At 61.2% G+C, this 14,000-nt stretch carries 9 protein-coding genes and 1 tRNA gene; all 10 read left to right on the forward strand.

The window, feature by feature from the left end; all coding sequences use genetic code 11:
• Positions 1–1,165: elongation factor Tu (tuf, locus tag CCR96_RS19010; RefSeq protein WP_201222259.1), on the forward strand; the 1,165-nt coding region annotated here is incomplete at its 5' end.
• A 118-nt stretch (positions 1,166–1,283) separates the two neighbouring features.
• Positions 1,284–1,359: transfer RNA gene (locus CCR96_RS19015), tRNA-Trp, on the forward strand.
• A 30-nt stretch (positions 1,360–1,389) separates the two neighbouring features.
• Positions 1,390–1,767, forward strand: a complete 378-nt coding sequence (gene secE / locus CCR96_RS19020) for a preprotein translocase subunit SecE (protein WP_201222261.1) — start codon at positions 1,390–1,392, stop codon at positions 1,765–1,767.
• A gap of 1 nt (position 1,768) precedes the next feature.
• Positions 1,769–2,302 (forward strand): transcription termination/antitermination protein NusG, encoded by a 534-nt coding sequence (gene nusG, locus CCR96_RS19025; RefSeq protein WP_201222264.1) that lies wholly within the window; start codon positions 1,769–1,771, stop codon positions 2,300–2,302.
• Positions 2,303–2,436: 134 nt separating this feature from the next.
• On the forward strand, positions 2,437–2,871 hold the full coding sequence (gene rplK / locus CCR96_RS19030) for a 50S ribosomal protein L11 (RefSeq protein ID WP_201222266.1): 435 nt from the start codon (positions 2,437–2,439) through the stop codon (positions 2,869–2,871).
• Complete coding sequence (gene rplA, locus CCR96_RS19035) at positions 2,871–3,566, forward strand: 50S ribosomal protein L1 (protein ID WP_201222268.1); 696 nt, start codon at positions 2,871–2,873, stop codon at positions 3,564–3,566. Before rplK ends, rplA begins: the two co-directional genes overlap by 1 nt.
• 291 nt (positions 3,567–3,857) lie before the next feature.
• Positions 3,858–4,385 carry a 50S ribosomal protein L10 gene (gene rplJ, locus CCR96_RS19040; protein ID WP_201222270.1) on the forward strand — a complete coding sequence of 176 codons (528 nt, stop codon included), beginning with the start codon at positions 3,858–3,860 and terminating at the stop codon, positions 4,383–4,385.
• Positions 4,386–4,458: 73 nt separating this feature from the next.
• Entirely contained in the window at positions 4,459–4,839 is a 381-nt protein-coding gene (gene rplL / locus CCR96_RS19045; protein WP_201222272.1) for a 50S ribosomal protein L7/L12, read from the forward strand.
• A gap of 289 nt (positions 4,840–5,128) precedes the next feature.
• Positions 5,129–9,280, forward strand: coding sequence for a DNA-directed RNA polymerase subunit beta (gene rpoB, locus CCR96_RS19050; protein WP_201222274.1), 4,152 nt, complete (start codon positions 5,129–5,131; stop codon positions 9,278–9,280).
• A 144-nt stretch (positions 9,281–9,424) separates the two neighbouring features.
• Positions 9,425–13,672 (forward strand): DNA-directed RNA polymerase subunit beta', encoded by a 4,248-nt coding sequence (gene rpoC / locus CCR96_RS19055; RefSeq protein WP_201222276.1) that lies wholly within the window; start codon positions 9,425–9,427, stop codon positions 13,670–13,672.
• Positions 13,673–14,000: the final 328 nt, after the last annotated feature.

The following is a 14,000-nucleotide window of genomic DNA, read 5'->3' on the forward strand; positions in this document are numbered from 1 at the left end:
TAAGGCGCACGTCAACGTTGGCACGATTGGTCACGTTGACCATGGCAAGACCACGCTGACGGCAGCGATCACGGTGCATCAGGCGAAGAAATTTGGAGGTGAGGCACGCGCCTACGACCAGATTGACAACGCCCCAGAAGAGCGCGAGCGCGGCATCACCATTGCCACCGCCCACGTCGAATACGAAACCGATACGCGCCATTACGCCCACGTTGACTGCCCCGGCCACGCCGACTATGTCAAGAACATGATCACTGGTGCGGCGCAGATGGATGGCGCCATCCTCGTGGTCTCCGCCGCCGATGGTCCCATGCCGCAGACGCGCGAGCACATCCTGCTCTCGCGTCAGGTTGGCGTGCCCTACATCGTCGTCTATCTGAACAAAGCCGACATGGTCGACGACGCCGAACTGCTCGAACTCGTCGAGATGGAAGTGCGCGAGTTGCTCGACAGCTACGAATTCCCCGGCGACGACACCCCCATCATCACCGGCTCCGCGCTCAAAGCGCTCGAAGGCGACGAAAGCGAGATCGGCGGCCCCTCCATCGACAAACTCATGGACGCCCTCGACAACTACATTCCCGAGCCCGAGCGCGCCGTTGACGGCGCCTTCCTGATGCCGATCGAAGACGTCTTCTCGATCTCCGGGCGTGGCACCGTGGTCACCGGACGCGTTGAGCGCGGCATCATCAAGGTTGGCGAAGAAGTCGAGATCGTCGGCATCAAGGACACCACCAAGACCACCTGCACCGGGGTTGAGATGTTCCGCAAGCTGCTCGACCAAGGTCAAGCCGGCGACAACATCGGTGCCCTGCTGCGCGGCACCAAGCGCGACGACGTCGAGCGCGGTCAAGTACTGGCCAAGCCCGGCTCGATCACCCCGCACACCCACTTCGAAGCCGAAGTCTACGTGCTGAGCAAAGAAGAAGGCGGCCGCCACACCCCGTTCTTCAACGGCTACCGCCCGCAGTTCTACTTCCGCACCACCGACGTCACCGGAGCCTGTGAACTGCCCGAAGGCATCGAGATGGTCATGCCCGGAGACAACGTCAAGATGACGATCAAGCTCATCGCGCCGATCGCGATGGAGGAAGGACTGCGCTTTGCCGTCCGCGAAGGTGGCCGCACCGTCGGCGCCGGTGTCGTCGCGAAGGTGATTGAATAGCCGCTCGTTGCGGCAATAGGATCGAGCAGGTTGGGTGCTTCGAGGCGATAGACTGCCTTGAGGTAAGCTCCAAAATCCGCTCGGCACAGGGAAGTGATCGACAGGAATCGATTTTTCTAGGCCAGTAGCTCAATTGGCAGAGCAGCGGTCTCCAAAACCGCAGGTTGGGGGTTCGAGTCCCTCCTGGCCTGCCAAACACGCACCGTCAAGGTGCCCGGTAACCCATGAATGCACGAGCCGAGGCCGCTTCGACCGGCCTAGATACGGCCAAACTCGCCGTCGCGGTCCTCTTGTTGGCAGGCGGCATTTGGGCGTTCTACTTCTTTGCTGCGTACTCGGTGCTGTTGCGCACCTTGGGCTTGCTCGTCATTGCGAGCGGCGCCGCCGCCTTGGCCTTGACCTCCGCTCAAGGTCGTCAACTCTGGCGCTTTGCGCTCGATTCGCGGATGGAGGTCCGGAAGGTCGTTTGGCCGACCCGGCAAGAGACCATCCAGACAACGCTCATCGTCATTGTCATGGTCTTTGTTCTCGGCCTCATTCTGTGGCTGTTTGATACGATCCTGCGCACGATCTTTAACCTCCTCGTCGGGAGTGGCGGCTGATATGGCCATGCGCTGGTATGTGATTCACGCCTTCTCAGGTTTTGAGAGTCAGGTTGCCAAGTCGCTCCGTGAGCGTGCCGCGCGTGCCGGAATGGAGGATGCCTTCGGGGAGATCTTGGTGCCGACAGAGGAGGTCGTCGAGATCCGCAATGGTCAGCAGCGCAAGAGTGAGCGCAAATTCTTTCCCGGTTATGTTTTCGTCCACATGGAGATGACCGACGAGAGCTGGCACCTGGTGAAGGACGTGCCGCGAGTGATGGGTTTTATCGGTGGCAAGGGTGATCGTCCGGCGCCGATCCCTGACTCGCAGGCTGAGGCGATCCGGCAACGTGTGCAGGATGGCGTCGAAAAGCCGCGGCCAAAGGTGCTCTACGAGCCGGGCGAGGTGGTTCGCGTCACCGATGGTCCATTCACCGACTTCAACGGTGTCGTCGAAGAGGTCGATTACGAAAAGAGCCGCGTCAAGGTCTCAGTCTCGATCTTCGGCCGCTCAACGCCGGTTGATCTTGAATTCAGTCAGGTCGAGAAAGGCTGATCTGACGTTGAATCCCTTGGTGGGCTGATCCCTATCGATCGTCCGCCGGTTTCGTCCACGTCCGCGCCTTGCGCGGTCCATGCGTTGGGGAGCTGGCCTTTGGTCAGCGCTTGCACCCATAGGAGCGTCACAGGATGGCGAAGAAAGTAAACGCCTACATCAAGCTACAGGTCAAGGCCGGTGAGGCCAACCCGAGTCCGCCCGTCGGTCCAGCACTGGGTCAGCACGGCGTCAATATCATGGAGTTCTGTAAGGCCTTCAATGCGAAGACCCAGGATCTCGAGAAAGGTCTGCCGACGCCGGTGGTGATCACCGTCTATTCAGATCGTAGCTTTACCTTCATTACCAAGACGCCGCCAGCCTCGATCCTGCTGAAGAAGGCCGCTGGTGTCGCCAAGGGCAGCCCGACACCGAATTCAGCCATCATTGGCACGGTGACCCGCGCGCAGATCGAAGAGATCGCGAATACCAAGATGCCCGATCTGAACGCAGCAGACCTCGAGGGAGCCGTGCGCACGATTGCTGGCAGCGCACGCGCGATGGGTCTAAAGGTTGAGGGGGTTGCATAATGGCAAAACTATCAAAGCGTGCCGCGGCGATTCGCGAGCGCGTCGAGCGCGGGCGCACCTACGCAGCTGAAGAGGCATTTGAGCTGTTGAAAGCAGTCTCAAGCGTCAAGTTTGTTGAGAACATTGATGTTTCCGTCAACCTCGGCGTTGATCCGCGTAAGTCGGATCAGGTTGTCCGTGGCTCGACTGTGCTGCCGCATGGTATTGGCAAACAGGTCCGGGTTGCGGTCTTTACGCAGGGCGCCAACGTTGACGCGGCAACTGAAGCCGGTGCTGATCGCGTGGGTATGGAAGACCTGGCTGAAGAGATGAAGGGGGGCAATCTCGATTTCGATGTCGTCATCGCCTCACCAGATGCGATGCGCGTGGTTGGTCAGCTCGGTAAGCTGCTTGGCCCACGTGGCTTGATGCCAAACCCGAAGGTAGGAACCGTGACACCGAACGTGGCCGAGGCGGTTCAAAATGCGAAGGCGGGTCAGGTCCGCTACCGGACTGACAAGGCCGGCATCATTCACTGCCCGCTCGGCAAGATGGACTTCGACGCTGACAAGCTGCGCGAGAATCTCGAAGCACTCCTCGCCAATCTGGCGAAGGCCAAGCCGAGTGCAGCCAAGGGTATCTATATGAAGAAGGTCACGGTCTCATCGACGATGGGGCCGGGGCTGACGATCGATCACAGCGCGCTAGCGTTCTGATCGCAAACGCGGCACACCGCGCTCCTCAATGGGGGTGGATTGCCGCGTGCTTCGATGATCTTTGGGGCAGCGGCCTTCATGGCCGTCGTCCGTCAAAGATCGCAGGTGTCAGGCGACGTTCTAGGAAGGGTGCGCGGCCTGGCTTAATGACTGCCTGCGTAGATGGTGTCCCGGAACCGGTTTGCTGGCGACGGAACACATTCCATGATCAGGTACTCACTACGGATTCGGTGTCCTGGTTCACTGGGTTGGACGCTCGTCTAACTCCAATCCGATTAGGAGGTGACGTCTGTGGCACTGACCTTTGCCCAGAAAGAGCGCATCGTCGCCGAGGTCGCGGAGGTCGCTCAGACCGCACACTCGGCGGTTGGCGCCGAGTATCGCGGACTGACCGTCGAAGCGATGACCAAGCTTCGCGTCGAGGCGCGTAAAGCCGGAGTCTACGTTCGGGTGGTCAAGAACACGCTCGCGAAGCGTGCATTGGCCGGTACTGACTTTGCTTGCATGGACGAAGCCCTTACCGGCCCGCTCGTGCTCGCATTCGGACAGTCAGACCCGGGCTCCGTTGGCCGTGTCGCTGAGAGCTTTGCCAAAGAGCACAAAGAGTTCCAGGTCCGCATGATCGCGGTCGGGGGCCAGCTGCTAGACGGTTCTGAGCTGAGTAAGCTGGCAAAAATGCCAACTTACGACGAGGCCATCAGTCAGTTGATGGCGGTGATGAAAGCACCGGTACAGAAGCTGGCGACTACGCTCAACGAGGTGCCGAGCAAGCTCGCACGCACACTCAGCGCGGTGCGCGACGCCAAAGAGGCAGCCTGATCCTCGCCTGGGCCTTGAGCCCTGCGATAGCGATTATTCATTGCAACCGAATCATTAATGCGGAGATAAGCCCATGGCTGTTTCTAAAGACGAAATCCTGGAAGCCATTGCCAATATGACGGTGATGGAGGTCGTTGATCTCATCAGCGCAATGGAAGAGAAGTTTGGTGTGACCGCGGCAGCCGCAGTTGCTGCAGCCCCGGCCGCTGCTGGCGGTGCCGATGCGGCTCCGGCCGAAGAGCAGACCGAATTCGACGTGGTGCTGACCTCGTTTGGCGCCAACAAGGTCGCGGTCATCAAGGCGGTGCGTGCCCTGACGGGCTTGGGCCTGAAGGAAGCGAAGGACGCGGTCGAAGGTGCTCCGGCAACGCTGAAAGAAGCGGTCTCCAAGGACGATGCCGAAGCCGCCAAGAAGGCATTGGAAGAGGCTGGCGCAGCTGTCGAGATCAAGTAAAGCCATCCTTGTACCCTGCCTTAAAGCCGGGATCAACAAAGGCTGGCGCCCTCGGGCCGCCGGCCTTTTGCCGTTTCCGCTGATAAGGCCGGTGCCTGACTAGGATGCAGGCACGCAATTTCGTCGGGCGGGCCTCGATCGGGCCCGGCTCGCATAGCTGACCGATGGTGTCGGTTTCACTCCCCGTGATGGGCGTCGGATGATGCCAGGGGAGATCACGCCCGGTCAGCATCCGCTCCTGGGGCGGACGTTCAAGGCTACTCAAAGACCTATTACGAGGGAAGGCAGCATGCCCTATTCGTTTACCGAAAAGAAGCGTATCCGCAAGAACTTCGGCAAGCGCCCGACGATCATGGAGGTCCCGTTCCTGCTGGCGACCCAGATCGATTCCTACCGCGACTTCCTGCAGTTGGAAAAGGGGCCGAAAGAGCGTGACGAGGTCGGCTTGCACGCCGCGTTCCGGACCGTGCTGCCTATCGAGAGCTATTCCGGCAATGCCCATCTCGAGTACGTCAGCTATCGACTCGGCGAGCCCGCCTTCGACGTGCGCGAGTGTCATCTGCGTGGCGCTACCTACGCTGCGCCGCTGCGCGTGTTATTGCGCCTGGTCATCTACGACAAGGATGCACCGGCCAGCGCCAAGGTGGTCAAGGACGTGCGCGAGCAAGAGGTCTACATGGGTGACCTGCCGCTGATGACCGAGACCGGTACCTTCATCATCAACGGCACCGAGCGGGTCATCGTCTCCCAATTACACCGCTCGCCGGGCGTCTTCTTTGATCACGACAAGGGCAAGACGCACTCCTCGGGCAAGCTTCTGTTCTCGGCGCGGGTGATTCCGTACCGCGGCTCCTGGCTTGATTTTGAGTTCGATCCTAAGGACAACGTCTTCGTGCGTATCGACCGCCGCCGCAAGCTGCCGGCGACGGTACTGCTGCGCGCCCTCGGCTATGGTGTCGATGACATCCTGGCGATGTTCTTCGAGACCGATACCTTCCATCTCGCCGAGACGCCGGAGCTCGAACTAGTGCCCGAGCGGCTGCGCGGCGAGACCGTCAACTTTGAGATCAAGCTCGATGACGAGATCTTGGTCGAGGCCGGCCGTCGCGTGACGGCGAAGCACATCCGCGCACTGCAAAAGGCGGGTGTCGAGCGGCTCGAGGTGCCCGATGAATTCTTGATCGGGCGCACTCTTGCGCGAACGCAGATCGATACCGAGACCGGTGAGATCATCGCCGAGGCCAACAGCGAGATCACCGAGGAACTACTCGCGGCGTTGCGCGAAAAAGGCATCGATTGCATCGAGACCCTGTTCGTCAACGATCTCGATCATGGTCCCTATCTGTCCGAGACCCTGCGTATCGACCAGACCACGAATGAACTCGAGGCGCAGGTCGAGATCTACCGGATGATGCGTCCCGGCGAGCCGCCGACCAAAGAGGCGGCGCAGAATCTGTTCCACAATCTGTTCTTTGCGCCAGAGCGCTATGACCTCTCGGCGGTCGGTCGCATGAAGTTCAATCGCCGTCTGCTGCGCGAGGAGACCGAGGGTCCAGGCATCCTCTACGATGGACGTTATTTCTCGCAGCGTAACGATGCGTTCTCGACCAAGCTGGTCGAGGCGAACGGTGAAAGTTCCGATATCGTTGATGCGCTAAAGGTGCTGGTCGAGCTGCGCAACGGCCGCGGCACCGTCGATGACATCGATCACCTGGGCAACCGCCGCATCCGTTGCGTCGGTGAGATGGCAGAGAACCAGTTTCGTGTCGGCCTAGTGCGTGTCGAGCGGGCGGTCAAGGAGCGTCTCTCGCTGGCCGAGTCCGAAGGGCTGATGCCGCAGGAACTGATCAACGCCAAGCCGGTCTCGGCGGCGATCAAGGAGTTCTTCGGCTCCAGTCAGCTGTCGCAGTTCATGGATCAGAACAACCCCTTGTCGGAGGTCACGCACAAGCGGCGCGTGTCGGCACTTGGGCCAGGCGGTTTGGCGCGCGAGCGCGCCGGTTTCGAGGTGCGCGACGTGCATCCGACCCACTACGGCCGCGTTTGCCCGATCGAGACCCCGGAGGGGCCGAACATCGGTCTGATCAACTCGCTCGCGGTCTATGCCCGGACCAACAAGTACGGCTTCCTCGAGACTCCTTATCGGCGCGTCGAGGGTGGTCAGGCGACCCAGGAGATCGTGCACCTGTCGGCCATCGAGGAGGGCGGCTATGTCATCGCCCAGGCCAATGCCACCTTAGATGAGGACAACCGGCTGACCGACGCCTTAGTCTCCTGCCGGCACATGAACGAGTTCACTATGAAGGCGCCCGATGAGGTCCAGTTCATGGACGTCTCGCCGCGGCAGATCGTTTCGGTCGCGGCCTCGCTGGTGCCGTTCCTCGAGCATGACGATGCTAACCGCGCATTGATGGGCTCGAACATGCAACGCCAGGCGGTTCCGACCTTGCGTGCCGAGAAGCCGCTGGTCGGCACCGGCATGGAGCGTGTGGTGGCCAAGGACTCGGGCGTCGTGGTCTGGGCGCGGCGCGGCGGTGTCATCGAGGCGGTGGATGCAGCACGCATCGTGGTGCGGGTCAATGATGATGAGACCGAGGCCGGTGAGGCCGGTGTCGACATCTATACCCTGACTAAGTACACGCGCTCGAATCAGAACACCTGTATCAACCAACGTCCGCTGGTTGCCCCGGGTGATCTGGTGGTGCGCAACGATGTCCTCGCTGACGGTCCGTCGACCGACCTGGGCGAGCTGGCCTTGGGGCAGAACCTGCGCGTCGCCTTCATGCCTTGGAACGGTTACAACTTCGAGGATTCGATCCTGATCTCGGAGCGTCTGGTGCAGCAAGACCGCTTCACCAGCATCCACATCGAAGAGCTGACCTGCCTGGCGCGCGATACCAAGCTTGGACCGGAGGAGATCACCAGCGACATCCCGAACGTCGGCGAGGCCGCGCTTGGCAAGCTGGACGAATCCGGCGTCGTCTATATCGGTGCTGAGGTGCGCGACGGCGATATCTTGGTTGGCAAGGTCACGCCGAAGGGCGAGACCCAGCTGACCCCGGAGGAGAAGCTGTTGCGCGCGATCTTCGGCGAGAAGGCCTCGGATGTGAAGGATACCTCGCTGCGGCTGCCGTCCGGAATGTCCGGGACCGTTGTCGACGTGCAGGTCTTTACCCGCGATGGCGTCGAGAAGGACAAGCGCGCGACCCAGATCGAGGAGATTGAGCTCGAGCGGGTGCGTAAGGACTTGGCCGACCAGCTGCGCATCATGGAGCAGGACACCTTCCAGCGTGTCGAGAAGATGCTCATCGGCAAGGTCGCTGATGGTGGTCCGGGCGGGCTCAAGGCCGGCGAGAAGATCACCAAGAAGTATCTGCACGAGCTGGGCGAGGGGCAGGGCAAGGACAAGTGGCTCGAGATCCGTATCCGCAGCGAAGAGGCGGCAGCGCAGCTCGAGGCGGTGGCGGCGCAGATCAAGGAGCAGCGCGAGGTGTTCCGCGAGCGCTTCGAGGTCAAGAAGCGCAAGATCACCCAGGGCGACGAGCTGCCGCCCGGCGTGCTGAAGATGGTGAAGACCTATGTCGCGGTGAAGCGGCGTATCCAGCCGGGCGACAAAATGGCTGGCCGTCATGGCAACAAGGGCGTGATCTCGCGCGTTGTCCCGCAGGAGGACATGCCATTTAGTGCCGACGGTGAGCCGGTGGATATCGTGCTCAACCCGCTTGGCGTGCCCTCGCGGATGAATGTTGGTCAGGTGCTCGAGACTCACCTCGGCTGGGCCGCAAAGGGGCTCGGGCAGCGCATCGATGCGATGCTGCGGGCGCAGGCCGATGTCGAGGAGCTGCGCGGCTTTCTGGCCAAGGTTTACAACACCAGCGGCAAGCAAGAGGACCTCGATAGTCTGAGCAATGACGAGGTGCTGGAGTTGGCGGCCAACCTGCGCGGTGGCGTGCCACTGGCAACCCCGGTCTTCGACGGTGCCAGCGAGGAAGAGATCAAGTACATGCTCGAGCTCGCCGGGCTCTCGACGACGGGCCAAACGACGCTCTACGACGGCCGTACCGGTGAGCCCTTCGAGCGTCCGGTGACCGTCGGCTATATGTACATGCTCAAGCTCAACCATCTGGTCGATGACAAGATGCATGCGCGTTCAACCGGCCCCTACAGCCTGGTGACCCAGCAGCCACTCGGCGGTAAGGCCCAGTTTGGTGGTCAACGCTTCGGCGAGATGGAGGTCTGGGCACTCGAGGCCTACGGTGCTGCGCACACCTTGCAGGAGATGCTCACCGTGAAGTCGGATGACGTCACGGGTCGGACCAAGATGTACAAGAACATCGTCGATGGCGACCACCGCATGGAGGCCGGGATGCCGGAGTCGTTTAACGTTCTGGTCAAGGAGATCCGCTCGCTTGGCATCAATATCGAGCTCGAGCAGGATTGATCTGGGCTCCCGGGGCGAGGCGCAGTGGCTGCGGTTTTGCCCCGGGACGCTTGAATGTCAAGGCTGGATGGCAGTCGCGCTGCAATCGAATACTGGCTGTTGGCCGCTGGCCGTCGGCTCACTCTTTCTTCAGGAGGCTAGGTCGTGAAAGATCTTCTCAGAATCATTAAGCAACAGGGTCAAGCCCTGGAGTTCGACGCCATCCGCATCGGCCTGGCGTCGCCCGAGATGATCCGTTCCTGGTCGTACGGCGAGGTCAAGAAGCCGGAGACCATCAACTATCGGACCTTCAAGCCAGAGCGCGATGGACTGTTTTGCGCCAAGGTCTTCGGCCCAGTCAGCGACTATGAGTGCCTGTGCGGTAAGTACAAGCGGCTCAAGCATCGCGGCGTGGTCTGCGAGAAGTGCGGTGTCGAGGTGACGCTGGCCAAGGTCCGACGTGAGCGCATGGGGCATATCGATCTGGCCAGTCCCGTTGCGCACATCTGGTTCTTGAAGTCATTGCCGTCGCGCATCGGTCTGTTGCTCGACATGACCCTGCGCGATATCGAGCGCGTGCTCTACTTCGAGTCCTTTGTCGTCATTGATCCGGCGATGACCGATCTCGAGCGCAATCAACTGCTGACCGACGATCAGTACCTCGAGGCCTTGGAGACGCATGGCGACGAGTTTGATGCCCGCATGGGTGCTGAGGCGGTGTTCGAGCTACTGCGCAGCTTGGATCTGGATGCCGAGATCCGCCAGATGCGTGAGGACATGGAAGCGACCAACTCCGAGACCAAGCTGAAGAAGTTGACCAAGCGCTTGAAGCTCATTGAGTCGCTGCAGGCCTCGGGCAACCGTCCTGAGTGGATGATCCTGACCGTGTTGCCGGTGCTGCCGCCGGAACTGCGCCCGCTGGTGCCGCTCGATGGCGGCCGCTTCGCGACCTCGGACCTGAACGATCTGTATCGTCGGGTGATCAATCGCAATAATCGGCTCAAAAGGCTGCTCGATCTGATCGCGCCGGACATCATCGTGCGTAATGAGAAGCGCATGCTGCAGGAATCGGTCGATGCGCTGCTCGATAATGGTCGACGTGGCCGTGCGATCACCGGCACCAACAAGCGCCCGCTGAAGTCGCTGGCAGACATGATCAAGGGCAAGCAGGGCCGCTTCCGGCAGAACCTGCTCGGTAAGCGCGTCGACTACTCCGGCCGCTCGGTCATCGTCGTCGGCCCAACGCTGAAGCTGCATCAGTGTGGTCTGCCCAAGCTGATGGCGCTCGAGCTGTTCAAGCCATTCATCTTCAGCAAGTTGCAGTTGCGCGGGCTGGCGCCGACCATCAAGGCGGCAAAGAAGATGGTCGAGCGCGGCACCGCCGAGGTCTGGGACATCCTCGAGGAGGTGATCCGCGAGCACCCGGTCATGCTCAACCGCGCGCCAACCCTGCACCGTCTCGGCATCCAGGCCTTCGAGCCGGTGTTGATCGAGGGCAAGGCGATCCAGCTGCATCCGCTGGTCTGCACCGCGTTCAATGCCGACTTCGACGGCGACCAGATGGCCGTGCATGTGCCGCTGTCGCTCGAAGCGCAGCTCGAGGCGCGGGCGCTGATGATGTCGTCGAACAATATCCTCTCGCCGGCCAATGGCGAGCCGATCATCGTGCCCTCGCAAGACGTGGTGCTCGGACTCTATTACATGACGCGCGAGCGCTTCAACGCGAAGGGCGAGGGCTTGGTCCTGTCTGGGATCGACGAGGCCCGACGCGCCTACGAGACCGGCCAGGCGGCACTGCAGGCGCGCGTCAAGGTGCTGATCCGTGAGGTCGTGCGTGAGGAAGATGGCAGCATCGAGGAGCGTGTCGGCATCAAAGAAACGACCCTGGGTCGCGCCTTGGTCTGGGAGATTGTGCCGGATGGGCTGCCATTCGAGTTGGTCGATCGTGCGCTCGGCAAGAAGCAGATCTCAGGTCTCATCAATACCTGCTATCGCGTGCTAGGCCTCAAGGATACCGTGGTCTTTGCTGATCAGATCATGTATATGGGTTTCCGCATGGCGACCCGCGCTGGCGTCTCGATCGGCCTTGAGGATATGGAGGTGCCGGAAGAGAAAGCGCGCATCATCAGCCATGCCGAAGACGAGGTGAAGGAGATCGAGGATCAGTACACCCAGGGTTTGGTCACCAACGGCGAGCGCTACAACAAGGTGGTCGACATCTGGTCGCGGACCAACGACCAGGTGGCCAAGTCGATGATGCGCAAGCTCGGTAAGGATAAGGTCGCCGATAGCGACGGCAATCCGGTGACCGACAGCGACGGCAATCCGCTCGAGCAAGACTCGTTCAACTCGATCTACATGATGGCCGACTCCGGTGCCCGTGGCTCGGCCGCACAGATCCGGCAGCTCGCTGGCATGCGCGGTCTGATGGCGAAGCCGGATGGCTCGATCATCGAGACCCCGATCACGGCGAACTTCCGCGAGGGGCTGAACGTCATCCAGTACTTCATCTCGACGCACGGTGCGCGTAAGGGCCTCGCCGATACCGCGCTGAAGACCGCCAACTCGGGATATCTGACCCGGCGCCTGGTCGATGTGGCGCAGGATATGGTGGTGCTCGAGGTGGACTGTGGGACCGAGCATGGGCTGCTGATGACGCCGATCATCGAGGGTGGCGACGTGGTCGAGCCACTGCGCGAGCGCATCCTTGGCCGGGTCACGGCCGAGGATCTGTATCGTCCCGGCACTGACGACATCGTCTGCGAATCTGGCACCCTGCTCGACGAGGCTTGGGTCAAGCAGCTCGAGCTGGAAGGTATCGACCAGGTGCTGGTGCGCTCACCGATCACCTGCGAGTCGCGCCTTGGCGTCTGCGCCCAGTGCTACGGACGCGATCTGGCTCGCGGTCATCGCGTCAACATGGGCGAGGCGGTTGGGGTCATCGCCGCACAGTCGATCGGTGAACCCGGCACCCAGCTGACCATGCGTACCTTCCACATCGGTGGTGCGGCATCCAGAGCGGCGGCCGTGAGTAACGTTCAGGTCAAGGGTGCTGGCACCATCAAGCTGCACAATATCAAGACCGTGCAGCACCACAGCGGCAACCTGGTTGCGGTCTCTCGCTCTGGTGAGTTGACCGTCAGCGATGAGAAAGGCTTAGAGAAGGAGCGTTACAAGATCCCCTACGGCGCGACTGTCGCGATCAACGATGGCGATAAGGTCGAGGCTGGCGCCATCGTTGCGACCTGGGACCCGCATACTCACCCGGTCGTGACCGAGGTGGCGGGTGTCTTGCGCTTCGAAGACTTCATCGACGGCGTCACCGTGCAAAGCAAGACCGATGATGTGACGGGCTTGGCCTCGCTCGAGGTCATGGACCCGAAGCAGCGACCGGCTGCCGGCAAGGATCTGCGCCCTATGGTCAAGCTGCTCGATGGCGATGGTGAGGAGCTGAATATCGCTGGCACCGACCTGCCGGCGCGCTACTATCTGACCTCAGGCGCGATCGTCACCGTGTCTGACGGTGCCGATGTCGGCGTCGGTGACATCTTGGCGCGCATCCCGCAGGAGTCATCGAAAACGCGCGACATCACCGGCGGCCTGCCGCGTGTTGCCGATCTGTTCGAGGCGCGCAAGCCGAAAGACCCGGCGTTGCTGGCCCAGGCCACGGGTACCATCAGCTTCGGTAAGGAGACCAAGGGCAAGCAGCGCTTGGTGATCACGACCGATGACGGCGAGACCATCGAAGAATTGATTCCGAAGTGGCGGCACGTGAACGTGTTCGAGGGCGAGCGTGTTGAGCGGGGCGAGATCATCTCCGAAGGTGAGCTGAGTTCGCATGATATCTTGCGTCTGAAAGGGGTTGCGGCCCTGGCCGAGTATCTGGTCAAGGAGATCCAGGATGTCTACCGGCTGCAGGGCGTGAAGATCAACGATAAGCACATTGAGGTGATCGTTCGCCAAATGCTGCGCAAGGTCGAGATCACTAACGCCGGCGATACCAACCTACTGCGCGGTGAGCAGGTTGATCAGGCGACGCTCATGGCCGAAAACGAGCGGGTCAAGGCTGAGGATAGACATCCTGCGCTGTATGAGCCCCTGTTGCTCGGAATCACTAAGGCCTCTCTGGCGACCGAGTCGTTCATCTCGGCAGCATCGTTCCAGGAGACGACGCGGGTGCTGACTGAGGCGGCTGTGCGTGGCTCTGTGGATGGTCTCAACGGTCTGAAAGAGAACGTCATCGTCGGGCGCCTGATTCCGGCGGGGACTGGGCTTGCTCATCACAACGAGCGGCGTCGGCGGCGTCAAGCCGATGGTCCTGGGGATGCAGCTGAGCGCATGGAGCTTGCTAACGAAGAGTTGACCGCTGCGCTGAAGCAGGCCCTCAACACGCAGGAGTCAGAGGCCGAATAGGGATACTGTCTGGGAGCCCCCGGTCGCGGGGGCTCGGTCATCGAACCGCAATGGCCCGTTGACAGGGCCTGTGCTGCTGCATATACTTCTCGTCTTAGCTCGCCGACATTTGTTTTGTCGGCTCGCTGTTTGAGTGGCACGGTTGCTGCGGTACGCCCTTCTCGTCGACTCATCCGCCGTCTTTCTTTGATCTCGCTGTTCGCTAGCGAGTTCCTCGCCCCGGTATTTCCTGGGTGCTGAGGTGGGCTGCGGTATGTGCTGGCGTTGCGTTACTGCCCTGCCTAATTAGGGCGGTGCGACTGAGACTCTCCCAAAGGCCTCAGTGACC

Source organism: Halochromatium roseum (assembly GCF_016653315.1).
In the GTDB taxonomy this organism is placed as follows: domain Bacteria; phylum Pseudomonadota; class Gammaproteobacteria; order Chromatiales; family Chromatiaceae; genus Lamprobacter; species Lamprobacter roseus.

Excerpts from the sequence above, each read along its gene's own strand:
- rplA (WP_201222268.1), top strand. The coding sequence starts at position 2,871 with ATGGCAAAACTATCAAAGCGTGCCGCGGCGATTCGCGAGCGCGTCGAG.
- rplL (WP_201222272.1), top strand. The coding sequence starts at position 4,459 with ATGGCTGTTTCTAAAGACGAAATCCTGGAAGCCATTGCCAATATGACG.
- rpoB (WP_201222274.1), top strand. The coding sequence starts at position 5,129 with ATGCCCTATTCGTTTACCGAAAAGAAGCGTATCCGCAAGAACTTCGGC.
- nusG (WP_201222264.1), top strand. The coding sequence starts at position 1,769 with ATGGCCATGCGCTGGTATGTGATTCACGCCTTCTCAGGTTTTGAGAGT.
- rplK (WP_201222266.1), top strand. The coding sequence starts at position 2,437 with ATGGCGAAGAAAGTAAACGCCTACATCAAGCTACAGGTCAAGGCCGGT.
- secE (WP_201222261.1), top strand. The coding sequence starts at position 1,390 with ATGAATGCACGAGCCGAGGCCGCTTCGACCGGCCTAGATACGGCCAAA.